This is a genomic window from Rhodococcus sp. NBC_00294 (assembly GCF_036163995.1).
In the GTDB taxonomy this organism is placed as follows: Bacteria; Actinomycetota; Actinomycetes; order Mycobacteriales; family Mycobacteriaceae; genus Rhodococcoides.
Genome location: NZ_CP108043.1, coordinates 1,695,512 through 1,711,155 on the forward strand (window position 1 = coordinate 1,695,512; position 15,644 = coordinate 1,711,155).

Annotated in this window: 20 protein-coding genes; 16 read left to right on the forward strand and 4 right to left on the reverse strand. The window is 66.6% G+C overall.

The features are described from left to right. Positions 1-53 precede the first annotated feature (53 nt). Positions 54-1,379: an AIM24 family protein gene (locus OHB23_RS08025; protein ID WP_328811609.1), complete on the reverse strand. Its 1,326-nt coding sequence runs from the start codon at positions 1,377-1,379 to the stop codon at positions 54-56. Between the two features lie 182 nt (positions 1,380-1,561). Here OHB23_RS08025 and rplN point away from each other — a divergent pair, with 182 nt between their 5' ends. The 5 genes from rplN (at position 1,562) to OHB23_RS08050 (ending at position 4,711) form a co-directional block, all read left to right on the forward strand. Further along, entirely contained in the window at positions 1,562-1,930 is a 369-nt protein-coding gene (gene rplN, locus OHB23_RS08030; protein WP_027504662.1) for a 50S ribosomal protein L14, read from the forward strand. A gap of 1 nt (position 1,931) precedes the next feature. After that, positions 1,932-2,246 carry a 50S ribosomal protein L24 gene (rplX, locus tag OHB23_RS08035; RefSeq protein WP_027504663.1) on the forward strand — a complete coding sequence of 105 codons (315 nt, stop codon included), beginning with the start codon at positions 1,932-1,934 and terminating at the stop codon, positions 2,244-2,246. After that, complete coding sequence (gene rplE, locus OHB23_RS08040; RefSeq protein WP_027504664.1) at positions 2,246-2,812, forward strand: 50S ribosomal protein L5; 567 nt, start codon at positions 2,246-2,248, stop codon at positions 2,810-2,812. The genes rplX and rplE overlap by 1 nt, the downstream gene beginning before the upstream one ends. A gap of 4 nt (positions 2,813-2,816) precedes the next feature. Then, on the forward strand, positions 2,817-3,002 hold the full coding sequence (locus OHB23_RS08045; protein ID WP_027504665.1) for a type Z 30S ribosomal protein S14: 186 nt from the start codon (positions 2,817-2,819) through the stop codon (positions 3,000-3,002). 194 nt (positions 3,003-3,196) lie between these two features. Continuing rightward, positions 3,197-4,711: an APC family permease gene (locus OHB23_RS08050; protein ID WP_328811249.1), complete on the forward strand. Its 1,515-nt coding sequence runs from the start codon at positions 3,197-3,199 to the stop codon at positions 4,709-4,711. A gap of 71 nt (positions 4,712-4,782) precedes the next feature. Here the strand turns inward: OHB23_RS08050 and OHB23_RS08055 are convergent, their stop codons facing one another. Then, on the reverse strand, positions 4,783-5,268 hold the full coding sequence (locus OHB23_RS08055; RefSeq protein ID WP_027504666.1) for a hypothetical protein: 486 nt from the start codon (positions 5,266-5,268) through the stop codon (positions 4,783-4,785). A gap of 741 nt (positions 5,269-6,009) precedes the next feature. Here OHB23_RS08055 and rpsH point away from each other — a divergent pair. The 9 genes from rpsH (at position 6,010) to map (ending at position 11,646) form a co-directional block, all read left to right on the forward strand. Then, on the forward strand, positions 6,010-6,408 hold the full coding sequence (gene rpsH, locus OHB23_RS08060) for a 30S ribosomal protein S8 (RefSeq protein ID WP_027504667.1): 399 nt from the start codon (positions 6,010-6,012) through the stop codon (positions 6,406-6,408). Between the two features lie 14 nt (positions 6,409-6,422). Beyond that, positions 6,423-6,962 (forward strand): 50S ribosomal protein L6, encoded by a 540-nt coding sequence (gene rplF, locus OHB23_RS08065; RefSeq protein WP_328811250.1) that lies wholly within the window; start codon positions 6,423-6,425, stop codon positions 6,960-6,962. Beyond that, complete coding sequence (gene rplR / locus OHB23_RS08070; protein WP_037184745.1) at positions 6,962-7,384, forward strand: 50S ribosomal protein L18; 423 nt, start codon at positions 6,962-6,964, stop codon at positions 7,382-7,384. Before rplF ends, rplR begins: the two co-directional genes overlap by 1 nt. 46 nt (positions 7,385-7,430) lie before the next feature. Beyond that, positions 7,431-8,102 (forward strand): 30S ribosomal protein S5, encoded by a 672-nt coding sequence (rpsE, locus tag OHB23_RS08075; RefSeq protein WP_027504670.1) that lies wholly within the window; start codon positions 7,431-7,433, stop codon positions 8,100-8,102. Then, positions 8,095-8,280, forward strand: coding sequence for a 50S ribosomal protein L30 (gene rpmD / locus OHB23_RS08080; RefSeq protein WP_027504671.1), 186 nt, complete (start codon positions 8,095-8,097; stop codon positions 8,278-8,280). Before rpsE ends, rpmD begins: the two co-directional genes overlap by 8 nt. Further along, positions 8,277-8,720 (forward strand): 50S ribosomal protein L15, encoded by a 444-nt coding sequence (rplO, locus tag OHB23_RS08085; protein WP_027504672.1) that lies wholly within the window; start codon positions 8,277-8,279, stop codon positions 8,718-8,720. Before rpmD ends, rplO begins: the two co-directional genes overlap by 4 nt. 221 nt (positions 8,721-8,941) lie before the next feature. Beyond that, a complete protein-coding gene (gene secY, locus OHB23_RS08090; protein ID WP_027504673.1) occupies positions 8,942-10,264 on the forward strand; it encodes a preprotein translocase subunit SecY in 1,323 nt (440 codons plus the stop codon). After that, complete coding sequence (locus OHB23_RS08095; protein ID WP_027504674.1) at positions 10,261-10,848, forward strand: adenylate kinase; 588 nt, start codon at positions 10,261-10,263, stop codon at positions 10,846-10,848. The genes secY and OHB23_RS08095 overlap by 4 nt, the downstream gene beginning before the upstream one ends. Positions 10,849-10,851: 3 nt before the next feature. Next, entirely contained in the window at positions 10,852-11,646 is a 795-nt protein-coding gene (map, locus tag OHB23_RS08100; RefSeq protein ID WP_056441857.1) for a type I methionyl aminopeptidase, read from the forward strand. A gap of 28 nt (positions 11,647-11,674) precedes the next feature. Here the strand turns inward: map and OHB23_RS08105 are convergent, their stop codons facing one another. Next, positions 11,675-12,694 carry a glutathione S-transferase family protein gene (locus tag OHB23_RS08105; RefSeq protein ID WP_222639397.1) on the reverse strand — a complete coding sequence of 340 codons (1,020 nt, stop codon included), beginning with the start codon at positions 12,692-12,694 and terminating at the stop codon, positions 11,675-11,677. Positions 12,695-12,703: 9 nt separating this feature from the next. After that, the gene (locus tag OHB23_RS08110) at positions 12,704-13,420 is read right to left on the reverse strand and encodes a GNAT family N-acetyltransferase (protein WP_056441865.1); all 717 of its coding nucleotides are present in this window, start codon (positions 13,418-13,420) and stop codon (positions 12,704-12,706) included. An 82-nt stretch (positions 13,421-13,502) separates the two neighbouring features. On the opposite strand from OHB23_RS08110, the gene OHB23_RS08115 reads away from it, so the two are divergent. Together OHB23_RS08115 and OHB23_RS08120 are read left to right on the forward strand one after the other, a co-directional pair. Then, complete coding sequence (locus tag OHB23_RS08115; protein ID WP_056441868.1) at positions 13,503-14,093, forward strand: PadR family transcriptional regulator; 591 nt, start codon at positions 13,503-13,505, stop codon at positions 14,091-14,093. Continuing rightward, positions 14,090-15,613, forward strand: a complete 1,524-nt coding sequence (locus OHB23_RS08120) for an MFS transporter (protein WP_222639404.1) — start codon at positions 14,090-14,092, stop codon at positions 15,611-15,613. Before OHB23_RS08115 ends, OHB23_RS08120 begins: the two co-directional genes overlap by 4 nt. The last annotated feature ends 31 nt before the right edge of the window (positions 15,614-15,644 follow it).

Below are 15,644 nucleotides of genomic sequence, written 5' to 3' on the forward strand. Positions count from 1 at the left end.
TCGGTTACCATCCCCGAAACCGTACCCGGGGACGGGAACCCGTGTCGCGCGGGTCACCGTCCGAGCAGGCCACCCAGCGCGCCGCCGACACCGGCCTGCTGCCCGCCGCCCGTGCCGCCGACGAACCCGCCGGGCGGCTGCTCCGACGGCTGCACGACGACGAACCCCTGCCCGGAGAACTGCAGGGTGAAGCGCTCGCCGGTGCTGCGGCCGATGAGGGTGCCGAAGTTGAGTTGATCGTTGCTCTTCACCGAGGTCTGCAGGCTCGACGACCACGCGACCGCAGCCTGCGGATCCGCGAAGGTGGGCTGGTCGACGTTCAGCACGACGGGTTGCCCGTCGGTGGTGATGGCGATGCGCCCCTGCCCGGTGAAGATGCAGTTGAACAGGCCCGCGTTGCTGCTGGCGGCCGCACCCTGGACCCGGCCGATGCGGTACGACAGCGACGAGTCGAACGCGAGCACGTTGGCGCCGTTGATGGTGAGACCGTCGCTGCCGTCGAGGTCGATGATGTGCACGTCCTGGGCGGCGTTCGCGAGGAAGAGGTCGCCTCTACCGGACACCTTCATCAGCGGCACGCCCTCGCCCGTCACCGTGCGACGGATCATGTTGCCGATGCCGCCGGATCCCTGCGCCTCGAACTTCAGGTCGCCCTGGTAGGCCACCATCGATCCCGAGCGCGCCATGATCTCGCCGTTCATCGCGACGCGGGCCATCTTGCTGCCCTGCTTCTGGATGCCGACGCCCTGGACCTCGGCGTGGGTGGGGGCGAACAGTTCACTTCTCACGGCCAGTGCTCCCTGCGTCGGTACGGGTGGTGGTGCTGCTGTGGTGGGGACGACGGTCGGTGTCGGTGTCGGTGTCGGTGTCGGTGTCGGTGCCGGTGTCGTGGCCGGCGCGGGCTCGTCGTCGACGGTGATGCCGAAGTTCGTCGCGATGCCCGCGAGCCCGTCGTCGAAGCCCTGGCCCACGGCGCGGACCTTCCAGGCGTCGCCGCGTCGGTAGATCTCGACGCACACGACGGCGGTCTCGCTCGTGAGTCCGCTCATCCGGAACGACAGGTCCGGTCCGATGGAGATGGTCGGCTCCAGGCCGCCGAACGTGGTGGGGCCCGATCCGTCCAGGCTGGCGGTGACGGCCACGGTGTCGACGTCGCGGGGCACCGCACCGGTGTCCACGCGGATCCCGCCGCTGCCGTACGTCACGCCGGGGCCGACCGGGTTGTTGAAGAAGACCAGGTCCGCGTCCGATCGAACCCGGCCCGCGGAGTTCAGCAGGAGCGCCGAGACGTCCACGGCGGCGCCGGACACGGAGATGTCGAGGCTGTCCGAGGGTGCGGGGCGGTTCTCCCCCCGTGCGAGGCTGTCCACGGACATCAGTGTGCCACCGGCGCCTGACAGAGACCTGTGCCGTCGCGCGTGGTGGGGATTTGGATCCCGTCCGCGTGTTCCCTACACTAGAGCGGTTGCCCGTGGTAGACGCATGCGTCGGCCAGGGCCGCAGACCGCGCGCGTCGGGTCGGTATCCGCCGCGTACGTACATCCAGGTCACTAGGAGACCCATGATTCAGCAGGAGTCGCGGCTTCGCGTCGCCGACAACACGGGTGCCAAGGAAATCTTGTGCATTCGCGTTCTCGGTGGCTCGTCACGCCGTTACGCCGGGATCGGCGACGTCATCGTCGCCACCGTCAAGGACGCGATCCCCGGTGGAAACATCAAGAAGGGCGAGGTCGTCAAGGCCGTCATCGTCCGCACCACGAAGGAGCGTCGCCGCGCCGACGGTTCGTACATCAAGTTCGACGAGAACGCTGCCGTTCTCATCAAGCCTGACAACGATCCCCGCGGTACCCGCATCTTCGGCCCGGTCGGCCGCGAGCTGCGTGAGAAGAAGTTCATGCGCATCGTGTCGCTGGCTCCGGAGGTGTTGTGAGATGAAGGTGCACAAGGGCGACACGGTTCTCGTCATCTCCGGTAAGGACAAGGGAGCGAAGGGCAAGGTCATCACGGCCTACCCCGAGACCTCCAAGGTCCTCGTCGAGGGCGTCAACCGCATCAAGAAGCACACCGCTGTCTCGGCCAACGAGCGCGGCGCCTCCTCGGGCGGCATCGTCACGCAGGAAGCCCCCATTCACGTTTCCAACGTCGCGGTCATCGACTCGGACGGCAACCCCACCCGCGTGGGCTACCGCACCGACGACAACGGCAAGCGCGTTCGGATTTCCCGTAAGAACGGGAAGGACATCTGATGACGACCACCGAGAACAAGATCGTTCCGCGCCTGAAGACTCGCTACCGCGAGGAGATCAAGGACGCGCTGAACACCGAGTTCGAGTACGCCAACGTCATGCAGATCCCCGGCATCGTCAAGGTCGTCGTCAACATGGGTGTCGGCGACGCCGCCCGTGACGCGAAGCTGATCAACGGTGCGGTCGCAGACCTCGCCGCGATCACCGGCCAGAAGCCCGAGATCCGCAAGGCCCGCAAGTCGATCGCGCAGTTCAAGCTCCGCGAGGGCATGCCCATCGGCGCGCGCGTCACACTGCGCGGCGACCGTATGTGGGAGTTCCTGGACCGTCTCGTGTCCATCGCGCTTCCCCGCATCAGGGACTTCCGTGGCCTGTCGGGCACGCAGTTCGACGGCAACGGCAACTACACGTTCGGCCTGAACGAGCAGTCGATGTTCCACGAGATCGACGTCGACAAGATCGATCGCCCTCGCGGCATGGACATCACCGTCGTCACGACGGCCACCAACAACGACGAAGGCCGCGCGCTGCTCAAGCACCTCGGCTTCCCGTTCAAGGAGAACTGAGCGTATGGCTAAGAAGGCACTGGTCAACAAGGCCAACAAGAAGCCGAAGTTCGCGGTTCGCGCGTACACCCGCTGCCAGCGTTGCGGCCGTCCGCACTCCGTGTTCCGCAAGTTCGGCCTCTGCCGTATCTGCGTGCGCGAGATGGCGCACCGCGGCGAGCTCCCCGGAGTGCACAAGAGCTCCTGGTGATCTGATCACCTGACACACCCCGACAGGCCCGAGCCATCACGGCTCGGGCCTGTCGGCGTTCACGGGTGCAGTGCGTCGAGGAATGTCGCGCGGTCCGAACGGTCTGTTCCTCTCTGCGTGTCTCCCGCCGTATGCCTCGCGCCGGCGCCTCACCGGGCCTAGTGTTGCGCGACGGGGGAGCGAGCGGAGGAATCATGACTCAGACCGCGGAGACCGAGACCTCGGCCACGCCGGAACTCAAGCGGGTCCTCGGACCCGGACTGCTGTTGCTCTTCATCGTCGGCGACATCCTGGGCGCCGGCGTCTACGCCGTGACAGGCGACATGATCGCCAATGTCGGCGGAATGGCGTGGCTGCCGTTCATCCTCGCCTTCGTCGTGGCGACGCTGACCGCGTTCTCCTATCTCGAGCTGGTGTGCAAGTACCCGCAGGCCGCCGGCGCCGCGCTGTACACGCACAAGGCCTTCGGCATCCATTTCGCGACGTTCCTCGTCGCGTTCGCCGTCATCTGCTCCGGCATCACCAGCGCCTCGACGTCCTCGAACGTGGTGGCGGGCAATATGTTGGCCGGCCTGCACGAGACCTTCAGTACCGAGGACGGCATCGGGTGGTTCGACGTACCCACCGGCGACACAGCGCAATTGGTGGTCGCACTGGCCTTCATGCTGCTGCTGGCGGCGATCAATCTGCGCGGTGTCGGCGAGTCGGTCAAGTTCAACGTGATCCTGACGATCATCGAGATGGCAGCGCTCGCCATCGTCATCGCGATCGGCTTCGTCGCGGTGGGAAGTGGTAGCGCCGAGGGCGACATCGCCAATCTGGTCGTGTTCGACGACGCCAACGAGAAGGGCTGGTTCCTCGCCGTCACCGTCGCGACCACCATTGCTTTCTTCGCGATGGTCGGCTTCGAGGACTCGGTGAACATGGTCGAGGAGACCAAGGAGCCCGAGAAGATCTTCCCGAAGATGATGCTCTCCGGACTCGGCATCGCCTGCCTCATCTACGTTCTCGTCGTCGTGGCCGTGATCGCGGTCCTGCCGCTGGACTACGACTCCGGCAGCGAGGGCATCCTGCTCCACGTCGTGCGACTCGGCGCACCGGGACTGCCGATCGACGAGATCTTCCCGTACCTGACGGTGTTCGCCGTCGCCAACACCGCGCTCATCAACATGCTGATGGCGAGTCGGTTGATCTACGGCCTCGGGCGTCAGCGCATCCTGCCCAAGTCGCTGAGCGCTGTTCTGCCGACGCGTCGCTCGCCGTGGGCGGCCATCATGTTCTCCACCGTCATGGCACTGGTGCTGATCGTGGTGGTCAACCAGCTGCAGGGGAACTCGGTCGTCAGCGCTCTGTCCGGAACGACCGGGCTGCTGCTGCTCTGCGTGTTCGCGGTGGTCAACGTCGCCAACCTGGTGCTCAAGCGCAAGAAGGAGACGACGGGCTTCAGTGCGCCGCTGTGGGTTCCGGTGACGGGCGGCACGCTGTGCCTGTTCCTCGTCGGACCGTGGGCGCGGACCGATGCGCAGATGATCCAGTACCGCATCGCCGGCGCGATGCTGCTCCTCGGTGTGGCGCTGTGGGTGGTGACGTTCTTCGTCAACCGTGCCACGCAGGGCAAGTCGCGCTTCATCGACGTGGATGCGCTCGACCGCGACGAGAAGGCGAACCTCGGTGACCGGGTGCGTGATCGGGGAGACGGCAAGGACTGACCGGCGGGGTCGACCCGCGCACGAGACGAGCCCCGGACCTCCCTGAGGACCGGGGCTCGCGTCGTCGAGCGTCAGCTCTCGAAGATGTCCAACGGCAGAGAGCCACCGCCACCGACAGGTGGGACGACAGGCGGGAGGCTGCCCTCCGGAAGCACTGTGACGGGGAGGTCGACGAGCGTGTCGACCGATGTGCCGCCGTCGTCACACGTCACCGCGACGCTGTAGAGCCCGGCCTCGAGTCCGTCGATGACGATGGTGCCGACGGCGGGAGCGATCGGCAGGAATGGCGTGGCGGGGCCCGAGGCGCTCGCCGTGTTGGTCTCGTCACCCACTTCGGTCGCGGTGACGGTGCAGTCCACCGCGCCCGTGAAGGCGAGAGCGGGTGTCACGGTCACCAGCGTGCTGATCGATTCGACGCCGGGCGTGGGTACCGCGACGACGGCGAGCACCGCCGCCGACGCCGTTCCCGACCCTGCCAACAGCGCCGCAGCAGCTGCCGCTCCCACCATTCCGACCTTGCCGAATGTGCGTACACCGGTCTTCACATCGTCCTCCATCACTCGTCGTGCGCGATAAACGTTGTGAATGGACACTAAAAGGCTGAACGAGAATGGCGGGATGAAACGGACCAATCGGTCACCGAACTTGGTTCCCCGGCTGAACCCGACCGATGTCGCGGTGAACCGTTCGGGCCGGCACTGGGCACCGTGCACACCTCCCGTGAGGCTCACACCTGTCGCGGCAGGCCGGAGGGGGTGTTCGCTCACCGCAACCTGTGTGCACACCCCCTGCGGCACTGGCGAGTGCCACACCGGCACCCACGCCGCACCCGGCCGACACCGCCGCCGCGCACTCGTTCCGTGATGCGCACACCCCTCGCCGCAGGCTGCAGAGGGTGTCCGCCCACCGGAACCGGTGTGCACACCCCTCGCAGCACCCCACGCCGTCCACCCGAGCCCACCGGAACCGGTGCGCACACCCCTGCAGTACCGGCACCACCCGCCCTACCTGCACCGATTTGGTCCCCGCAGGTCACTCCCTTACACTTGACCGGTTGCCCGGGTACCGTCATGCCTGCATACGACCCGAGCTACTCAGGTTTCTTGCCATGATGCTCGAAACACCCGCCAGTGCTCACGTCTGCACTGGCAGGAGCGCAACCCCTGACCGGCAACAGTCGGTCAGGACAAAACACTTCGCTGTAGGCCCACGACGGGACGAGTCAGGCCCTGCTATCAGGGCACCAGCTCGCACGTGCTGTATGGGAACCGCTGCGAGAAAGGGCCATGAACTCTGTCATGACCATGACCGACCCGATCGCAGACTTCTTGACGCGTCTGCGCAACGCCAATTCGGCGTACCACGATCAGGTGAAGCTGCCTCACTCGAAGATCAAGGCGAACATCGCCGAGATCCTCAAGCGTGAGGGCTACATCTCCGAGTACCGCACCGAGGACGCCGAGGTGGGCAAGACCCTCATCGTCGACCTCAAGTACGGCCCCAGCCGCGAGCGCAGCCTCGCCGGTGTGCGTCGGGTGTCCAAGCCCGGACTGCGTGTGTACGCAAAATCCACCAATCTGCCCAAGGTGCTCGGCGGCCTCGGCGTGGCGATCATCTCCACGTCCACCGGCCTGCTGACCGATCGCCAGGCGGCCAATCAGGGCGTCGGCGGCGAAGTCCTCGCGTACGTCTGGTAAGGGAGGCCACCACTATGTCGCGTATCGGAAAGCTTCCTGTGACAGTTCCCGCCGGAGTCGATGTCACCATCGCCGGCCAGGATGTCACCGTCAAGGGACCCAAGGGCACCTTGAGTCTCACCATCGCCGAGCCGATCACCATCGCCAAGAACGATGACGGATCCATCTCGGTCAACCGGCCGGACGACGAGCGTCGTAGCCGCTCGCTCCACGGCCTCTCGCGCACTCTCGTCGCGAACCTCATCACGGGTGTGACCACCGGTTACACCACGAAGATGGAGATTCACGGCGTCGGTTACCGCGTGGCACTGAAGGGCAGCGACCTCGAGTTCGCTCTCGGCTACAGCCACCCGGTGCCGATCACGGCGCCCGACGGCATCACCTTCGCGGTCGAGACGCCCACCCGATTCTCGGTCTCGGGTATCGACAAGCAGAAGGTCGGCCAGATCTCTGCCAACATCCGTCGTCTCCGTCGTCCCGACCCGTACAAGGGTAAGGGCGTTCGGTACGAGGGTGAGCAGATCCGCCGCAAGGTCGGAAAGACAGGTAAGTGATGAGCAACTCCGCAGCAACGAAGGGTTCCGACGCGAACCCGAAGCGCATCCCGCTGGGCAAGGACGCCTCCACGCGTCGTCGCCTGTCCAAGACGCGCCGCCACTTCCGTCTTCGCAAGAAGGTCTCCGGAACCGCCGAGCGTCCCCGTCTGGTCGTCAACCGTTCCTCGCGTCACCTGCACGCACAGCTGATCGACGATCTGACCGGCCGCACTCTCGCGTCCGCGTCCAGCATCGAGGCCGATGTGCGCGCGACCGAGGGCGACAAGAAGGCCCGTGGCGCGAAGGTCGGCGCTCTCATCGCCGAGCGTGCCAAGGCGGCCGGCATCGAGGCAGTGGTCTTCGACCGCGGTGGCCACGGTTACGCCGGACGCATCGCGGCACTCGCCGATGCAGCTCGCGAAGGCGGGCTGACGTTCTGATGACCAACGCAGCGAAGATTCAGCTCACCAACGGAAGGACAGCCTGATGCCGGGACGTCAACGGCGTGACGGCGGCAGCGGACCCGCCGGAGCCAACGCAGGACCCAATGCAGGCGGAGGTGACAACCGCGGCGGAGACAACCGTGGAGGTCGCGACCGTCGCGACTCGCGGGGCGGCAACGCTCCCGAGAAGAACAACCTCGAGCGCGTCGTCGCGATCAACCGCGTCTCCAAGGTCGTGAAGGGTGGTCGTCGCTTCAGCTTCACCGCCCTCGTGATCGTCGGAGACGGCAACGGTCTGGTCGGCGTCGGCTACGGCAAGGCCAAGGAAGTTCCGGCCGCCATTCAGAAGGGTGTCGAGGAGGCTCGCAAGAGCTTCTTCCGCGTCCCGCTGATCGGTAGCACGATCACGCACCCCGTCCAGGGTGAGGCTGCGGCCGGTGTGGTCATGCTGCGCCCGGCAAGCCCCGGTACCGGTGTCATCGCCGGTGGCGCGGTGCGTGCCGTGCTCGAGTGTGCAGGTGTCCACGACATCCTCGCCAAGTCGCTGGGTAGCGACAACGCGATCAACGTCGTGCACGCCACCGTTGCGGCTCTCAAGAGCCTGCAGCGTCCGGAAGAGGTCGCGGCTCGTCGTGGTCTGCCGATCGAGGACGTCGCTCCCGCCGGCATGCTGCGCGCTCGCGCCCAGGCAGCAGCAGGAGCAGCTCATGGCTGACCTCAGAGTGACCCAGATCAAGAGCACCATCGGTCAGAAGAAGAACCAGCGTGACAGCATTCGCACGCTGGGCCTCAAGAAGATCCGCCAGTCGGTGATTCGCGAGGACACCCCGCAGACCCGCGGGCTGATCAACGTGGTGCGTCACCTCGTCGTCGTTGAGGAGGTCACCAAGTGACCATCAAATTGCATCATCTTCGCCCCGCACCGGGTTCGAAGAGCGCGAAGATCCGCGTCGGTCGCGGTGAAGGCGGAAAGCGCGGCAAGACCGCAGGTCGTGGCACCAAGGGCACGGGCGCTCGTAAGAACGTCCCGGCCGGCTTCGAGGGTGGCCAGATGCCGATCCACATGCGGCTGCCGAAGCTCAAGGGCTTCACCAACCGCAACCGGGTCGAGTACCAGGTCGTGAACCTGGTCGACATCGAGCGACTGTTCCCCGAGGGTGGCGAGATCTCCAAGGACGATCTGGTCGCCAAGGGTGCGGTGCGCAAGAACCGTCTCGTCAAGATCCTGGGCGACGGCGACCTGTCGGTGAAGGTGTCCATCACCGCCGACAAGTTCACCGGCAGTGCCAAGGAAAAGATCAACGCAGCCGGCGGATCCGTCACCGAGTTGTGAGTTCGGCGGCCCGCTCACTCGACGAGTGAGCGGGCCTCCGGCAGTACGGACCGATGGCCGTGGTACGACTCTCGTGCTGCGGCCATCGGCCGTTCGGTGCCACGGTGAGTGGGTTGTCCGGCTCGGCCCGGGCTGCGCACTCCGCGGCGCTGTTAGAGTTCGACGGGGTGCCAGTGCGCCCCGACCATCTCCCTCGTTAGTCACCCCGTCCAGGAGGATCGTTGCTTTCCGCCTTTGTGTCGGCCCTCAGGACACCTGACCTGAGACGGAAGATCCTCTTCACTCTCGGCCTCATCGCTCTGTACCGCTTCGGCGCGACGCTGCCGTCGCCCGGTGTCGACTACGGCAACGTCCGTCAGTGCATCGACCAGGTGTCGGGCGGCGACTCCGCCGGCATCTACTCGCTGATCAACCTGTTCTCGGGCGGCGCTCTGCTGCAGCTGTCCGTGTTCGCGATCGGCATCATGCCCTTCATCACCGCGAGCATCATCGTCCAGCTCCTCACCGTGGTCATCCCGCGGTTCGAGGAACTCCGCAAGGAGGGCCAGGCCGGCCAGGCGAAGATGACGCAGTACACGCGCTATCTCTCCATCGCGCTGGCGATCCTGCAGGCCACGGGTCTCGTTGCGCTCGCCTCGCGCGGGCAGCTGCTCCAGGGCTGCAACCTCGACATCATCGCGGACTCGTCCATCTTCGGACTGGTCACCATCGTGCTGGTGATGACCGCGGGTGCTGCCCTGGTCATGTGGTTCGGCGAGCTCATCACCGAGCGCGGCGTCGGCAACGGCATGTCGCTGCTCATCTTCGCCGGCATCGCCTCGCGCATCCCGTCCGAGGGCAAGTCGATTCTCGACAGCCGCGGCGGCATCGTCTTCGCGCTCGTCTGCCTCGCCGCTCTCGCCATCATCATCGGCGTCGTCTTCGTCGAGCAGGGCCAGCGCCGCATCCCGGTGCAGTACGCCAAGCGCATGGTCGGCCGCCGCATGTACGGCGGTTCGTCCACCTACCTGCCGCTGAAGGTCAACCAGGCCGGTGTCATCCCGGTGATCTTCGCGTCGTCGCTGCTGTACCTCCCCAATCTCATCGCCCAGCTGACCAATGCCAGCACGGCGGCGGATCCGAGTTGGTGGCAACGCGCCATCAACACGTATCTGGTGAACCCGGCGAACCCGGTGTACATCGCGATCTACTTCGGCCTCATCGTCTTCTTCACCTACTTCTACGTCGCCATCACGTTCAACCCCGAGGAACGTGCCGACGAGATGAAGAAGTACGGCGGATTCATCCCGGGCATCAGGCCGGGACGTCCGACGGCCGACTACCTCAATTTCGTTCTCAGTCGCATCACGCTGCCCGGTGCCATCTACCTCGGCACCATCGCTGTGCTTCCCAACCTGTTCCTCGACATCGGTAACTCCGGTGGCGCCCAGAACCTGCCCTTCGGCGGAACCGCGGTGCTCATCATGGTGAGCGTGGGACTCGACACGGTGAAGCAGATCGAAAGCCAGCTGATGCAGCGCAACTACGAAGGGTTCCTCAAGTGAGACTCGTCCTCCTCGGTCCTCCCGGAGCAGGCAAAGGTACGCAGGCGACGCTGCTGTCGGAGAAGCTGGGAATTCCCCACGTCTCGACGGGCGATCTCTTCCGCGCGAACATCGGCCAGAAGACGCCCCTGGGCATCGAGGCCAAGAAGTACCTCGACGCGGGCGACCTGGTCCCGAGTGCGCTGACCGTGGACATGGTGCGCGACCGTCTGGCCGAGCCCGACGCCACCAACGGCTTCATCCTCGACGGCTTCCCGCGATCGACCGATCAGGCCGACTCACTCGCCTCCATCCTCGAGGACGCGGGCACGACGCTCGACGCCGTCGTCTCCTTCGTCATCGACGAGGACGTCGTGGTCGAGCGCATGCTCGCCCGTGGGCGCGAGGACGACAAGGAGAGCGTCATCCGGAACCGGATGAAGGTCTACCGCGACGAGACGGCTCCGCTGCTCGAGTATTACAAGAGCCATGGTCGCAGCGGGCAGGCCGAAGGCCGGTCGGGACTACTCGTGACCGTCGACGCCGTCGGCGAGGTCGAGGATGTCAACAAGAAGGTCATCGACGCGATCCAGGGCGACGACTGACCCATGGCTTTCGGACGTAAGCGCAAGGTGGTCCCGTTCCGCAGCGCCGGTGAGCTCGATGCCATGGCTGCGGCCGGGGCCGTCGTGGGCGCCGCTCTCGTGGCGGTGCGCGACGCGGCGAAGCCCGGCGTGTCCACGCTCGAACTCGACGCCGTCGCCGAGTCGGTGATTCGCGCCGCCGGCGCGGTGCCGTCGTTCCTCGGGTACCACGGTTTCACGGGCAGCATCTGCAGCTCGATCAACGATCGCGTCGTGCACGGCATCCCGAACTCGTCCGACGTGCTCGCCGAGGGTGACCTCATCTCGATCGACTGCGGCGCCATTCTCGACGGCTGGCACGGCGACTCCGCCTGGACGTTCGGTGTCGGTGCCGTCATCGAGGCAGACGAGCAGCTGAGCGAGGCCACTCGGTTGTCGATGGAGGCCGGTATCGCCGCGATGCTCCCGGGCAACCGCCTGACCGACGTCTCGCACGCCATCGAGCAGGGCACGCTGGCCGCCTCGGCGGCGCACGGACGTACCTACGGCATCGTCGACGGCTACGGCGGCCACGGCATCGGCCGCGAGATGCACATGGAGCCGTTCCTCGCCAACGAGGGTGCGCCGGGCAAGGGCCCCGAGCTGGTGGTGGGGTCGACGCTCGCCATCGAGCCGATGCTGACACTGGGCACCCACGAGACCCGCGTGCTGGACGACGACTGGACCGTGGTCACCACGGACGGATCGCGATCCGCGCACTGGGAGCACACGGTCGCCGTCACCGAGGACGGGCCGAGGATTCTCACTCTGCGTCCCTGACGCAGATCCTTCCGACCCGTCCGGGTCGTCAGGCCCAGTGCTCGGCCGGAACCTGCTCCGACTCCTTCGGCGGCGGCGGGGGAGTGCCGTCTCCGAACGGCCTGCCGCCCAACGCTTCCCGGCCGTGTGGGCTCAACCAGCTCGACAGGTCCGGCCCCTTGGGCACGATGCCGGTCGGGTTGATGTCGGTGTGCACCTCGTAGTAGTGCGACTTGATGTGCACGAAGTCCGTGGTGTCGCCGAATCCCGGTGTCTGGAACAGGTCTCGGGCGTAGGCCCACAGCACCGGCATCTCGGAGAGCTTGCTCCGGTTGCACTTGAAGTGGCCGTGGTAGACGGGATCGAACCGCGCCAGCGTCGTGAACAGACGGACGTCGGCTTCGGTGATGGTGTCGCCCACCAGGAATCGCTGGTTCTCGAGACGGTCGCTCAGCCAGTCCAGTCGCGCGAAGAGAGCGTCGTACGCCTTCTCGTACGCGCTCTGGGAGCCGGCGAAACCGCACTTGTAGACGCCGTTGTTGACGTCGTGGAAGATCAGTTCCGCCACCTCGTCGATCTCGCCGCGCAACGCTTCCGGGTACAGGTCGGGTGCGCCCTCACGGTGGTACCGCGTCCACTCCGTCGAGAAGTCGAGCGTCATCTGCGGGTAGTCGTTGGTGACCACCTCGCCCGTCGACACCTCCACCATGGCGGGCACGGTGATCCCGCGTGGGTAGTCGGGGAAGCGCGCGAGGAACGCGTCCTGCAGACGTGGGATCTTCAGCACCGGGTCGAGGCCGTCCGGATCGAGATCGAAGGTCCAGCTCCGCTTGTCGTGGGTCGGTCCGCACACTCCCATCGAGATGGCGTCCTCGAGACCCAGGAGCCGACGCACGATGATGGCGCGGTTGGCCCACGGGCAGGCGCGGGCCACGACGAGGCGGTAACGACCGGGCTCCACCGGGTAGCGCGACGACGGATCGTCGATGATGCGGTCCTCGATGTAGTTCGTGTCGCGGTCGAAGCCGCCCTTCTCCACGTAGGACGGGGTACCGCTGTCGGTGCTCATGGTCGTAACTTACCCGGGGTCGGTCAATTCCATCCCGATGTGCACTCCCAGTTCGGTGAAGCCGAGCGAGAGGCCGAACAGCCGGGCGGTCGCGTTGTCCATCGGCACCGACCACTGCGGCACGAGTCCCGCGTCGATGGCCTCGTTCGTGGCCAGCCGTGCGGCGGTCGAGCCGTACCCCCGCCGGCGTCGTGACGGCACGGTGACCGCGACGGTGTCGGCGAGGAAGCCGCGCCACTCGACGTACCCGGCAGCGGCCGCGGGGAGAGCGTCGTCCTCACCGTCGGCGTCGTCGAACACCGTGAACCACGAGTCGACGCCGACCGCGCGGATCCCGGTGGCGTCGTCGGGAGGCACCAGTGCGAGGACGCGGTCCACATCGTGCCCGTCGTGGGAGATCAGAGGGTGTTCGACGCGCACGTCGTCGCGACTGTCGTCGAGGAAGGCGAGGACCCGTGGTCCACCGCAACGACCCCGGCGCTGTCCCGCGAGCTCGGCGAGACCGTCCCGCGTCGCGAGCACGTCGTTGCCCAGTGCCTCGGCGCGGTCGAGGATGTCGCCGGGTCCGACCAGGACCGCGTGGCCGTCCAGGACGACGAACGTGAGGCGGGTCGCGTCGTCGTCGACCACGTGCAACCGCTCCGCGTCGTCGAGCGAGGCGTCGTCGGGAAGACCCAGTTCTCGCGCCCAGGCGAGACGGACGATGTCGATCTGGTGGGAGTTCATCGCCGTCCACGCTAGCGCCGCTTGTGGCGACCATGCTCGGCGCCGTATATTCCAAGCGGAATATACGGGCGAGGGGATCGACATGGAACGCGTGACACCGCTGGCCATCGCCGTGCTCGCGTGCCTGTTCGAGCGGCCGATGCACCCGTACGAGATGTATCAGCTCCTGCTCGAGCGCAAGGACGACCGACTGCTCAAGGTACGTCCGGGGTCGCTCTACCACGCGGTCGACCGCCTGGCGGAGCGTGAGCTGATCGTGGCGGTCGGCACCGAACGGGAAGGTAATCGGCCCGAGCGCACCACCTACTCGGTGACCGACTCGGGTCGGGCGGCTCTGTCGGACACCCTGCGTACTCTCCTGGCGGAACCCACGCCCGAGTACTCGCAGTTCACCCTCGCCTTGTCCGAGTCGCACAACCTCCCCGGGCCGGAGGTCGCGACACTCGTCCGTACCCGTATCGCTCTGCTGGAGAAGGATCTCGACGAGATGCGCGTCATCGATGCGATGGCCGTCGATCGCCACGTTCCCCGGCTCTTCTCCGTGGGCCTCGACTACACCCTCGCCCTGCGCGAGGCCGAACTCACCTGGCTCCGGGCCTTCGTCGACGACATCGACTCCGGACGTCTCCCCTGGCTGGACAGCATTCTCACCGAACGACAGGACCACCGATGACCAGCACCACCAGCCCGGCCGTGAAGGAGGCGTCCCCCTGGATCGCGCTCTGGACCCTGTGCCTCGGCTTCTTCATGATTCTCGTGGACACCACCATCGTCGCCGTCGCGCAGCCGGCGATCCTCGAGGGTCTGCAGACCGACATCTCGAACGTCATCTGGGTGACCAGTGCGTACCTGCTCGCGTACGCGGTACCGCTCCTCGTGACCGGCCGTCTGGGCGACCGGTTCGGGCCGAAGAACCTCTACATCGGCGGGCTCGTCGTCTTCACTCTCGCCTCGCTGTGGTGTGGCGTGTCGGGGTCGATCGAGATGCTCATCGCCGCGCGCGCCGTGCAGGGCCTGGGCGCCGCGATGATCACGCCGCAGACCATGGCCGTCATCACCCGCATCTTCCCCAAGGACAAGCGCGGTGCCGCGATGGGCGCCTGGGGCGCGGTCGCCGGCGTCGCCACCCTGGTGGGTCCGCTGCTCGGTGGCGTGCTGGTCGACGCGTTCGGGTGGGAGTGGATCTTCTTCATCAACCTCCCCGTCGGTGTCGTCGCCATCGCACTGGCCGTCAAGTTCGTGCCGACGCTCCCCACCAACGACCACAAGTTCGACATCCCCGGCGTCGTACTGTCCGCCGCCGGCCTGTTCTTCATCGTCTTCGGTCTGCAGGAGGGTCAGAAGTACGACTGGAACGGGTGGATCTGGACCTCCATCGCCGTCGGCGTGGTCGTCTTCGCCGCGTTCATCGTGTGGCAGTCGCGCAACCGCAACGAGCCTCTGGTGCCGCTCGGGTTGTTCCGCGATCGGAACTTCTCGCTCAGCAACATCGGCATCGCGGCCATGGGCTTCGCGATGACCGGCATGATGCTGCCGATCATGTTCTACGCGCAGAGCGTCACCGGACTGACGCCCACGCGTTCGGCCCTGCTGTTCGTGCCCATGGCGGTGCTCACCGGCGTGCTCGCGCCCAACGTCGGCCGTCTGGTGGACCGCGTGCACCCGCGCTACATCGCCGGCACCGGCCTGACCCTGCTCACCGTCGCCCTCGTCTGGCTCGCGATGGAGATGACACCGACCACGGCGATCGTCCGGCTCCTCATGCCCATCGCCCTGATGGGTGTGGCCAACGCGCTCATCTGGTCTCCGCTCGGTGCCACGGCCACCCGCAACCTGCCGATGTCGCAGGCCGGCGCGGGCAGCGGCGTCTACAACACCACCCGCATGATCGGGTCCGTGCTGGGCAGTGCGGGTATCGGCGTGCTGATGCAGTCCCGCATCTCAGCCGAGGTGCCGTTCGCCGGTGCGGCCGGCGCGTCGGGCGAGCTGTCCACGGGCCGGGTGCCGGCACAGGTGGCGGAACCGTTCGCCACCGCGCTCGCCCAGTCGCTGTACCTCCCGGCCGCGGTCCTGCTGGTCGGAGCGATCGCGACGCTCTTCTACGCGCGCCCCAACTTCGGTGGGCACGGGGCTGCGGTTCCGGATCCGTCGGTCGAGGCGAGTGTTCCGGCCGGGACGACGCCCGTCCGCTGAGGCGGGCAGGCCGGAGGCCGGTCGGGGTAGG

Coding starts and splice junctions, on each gene's coding strand:
- rplN (WP_027504662.1), top strand. CDS start 1,562: ATGATTCAGCAGGAGTCGCGGCTTCGCGTCGCCGACAACACGGGTGCC.
- rplX (WP_027504663.1), top strand. CDS start 1,932: ATGAAGGTGCACAAGGGCGACACGGTTCTCGTCATCTCCGGTAAGGAC.
- rplE (WP_027504664.1), top strand. CDS start 2,246: ATGACGACCACCGAGAACAAGATCGTTCCGCGCCTGAAGACTCGCTAC.
- OHB23_RS08045 (WP_027504665.1), top strand. CDS start 2,817: ATGGCTAAGAAGGCACTGGTCAACAAGGCCAACAAGAAGCCGAAGTTC.
- OHB23_RS08050 (WP_328811249.1), top strand. CDS start 3,197: ATGACTCAGACCGCGGAGACCGAGACCTCGGCCACGCCGGAACTCAAG.
- OHB23_RS08055 (WP_027504666.1), bottom strand. CDS start 5,268: ATGGAGGACGATGTGAAGACCGGTGTACGCACATTCGGCAAGGTCGGA.
- rpsH (WP_027504667.1), top strand. CDS start 6,010: ATGACCATGACCGACCCGATCGCAGACTTCTTGACGCGTCTGCGCAAC.
- rplF (WP_328811250.1), top strand. CDS start 6,423: ATGTCGCGTATCGGAAAGCTTCCTGTGACAGTTCCCGCCGGAGTCGAT.
- rplR (WP_037184745.1), top strand. CDS start 6,962: ATGAGCAACTCCGCAGCAACGAAGGGTTCCGACGCGAACCCGAAGCGC.
- rpsE (WP_027504670.1), top strand. CDS start 7,431: ATGCCGGGACGTCAACGGCGTGACGGCGGCAGCGGACCCGCCGGAGCC.
- rpmD (WP_027504671.1), top strand. CDS start 8,095: ATGGCTGACCTCAGAGTGACCCAGATCAAGAGCACCATCGGTCAGAAG.
- map (WP_056441857.1), top strand. CDS start 10,852: ATGGCTTTCGGACGTAAGCGCAAGGTGGTCCCGTTCCGCAGCGCCGGT.
- OHB23_RS08105 (WP_222639397.1), bottom strand. CDS start 12,694: ATGAGCACCGACAGCGGTACCCCGTCCTACGTGGAGAAGGGCGGCTTC.
- OHB23_RS08110 (WP_056441865.1), bottom strand. CDS start 13,420: ATGAACTCCCACCAGATCGACATCGTCCGTCTCGCCTGGGCGCGAGAA.
- OHB23_RS08115 (WP_056441868.1), top strand. CDS start 13,503: ATGGAACGCGTGACACCGCTGGCCATCGCCGTGCTCGCGTGCCTGTTC.
- OHB23_RS08120 (WP_222639404.1), top strand. CDS start 14,090: ATGACCAGCACCACCAGCCCGGCCGTGAAGGAGGCGTCCCCCTGGATC.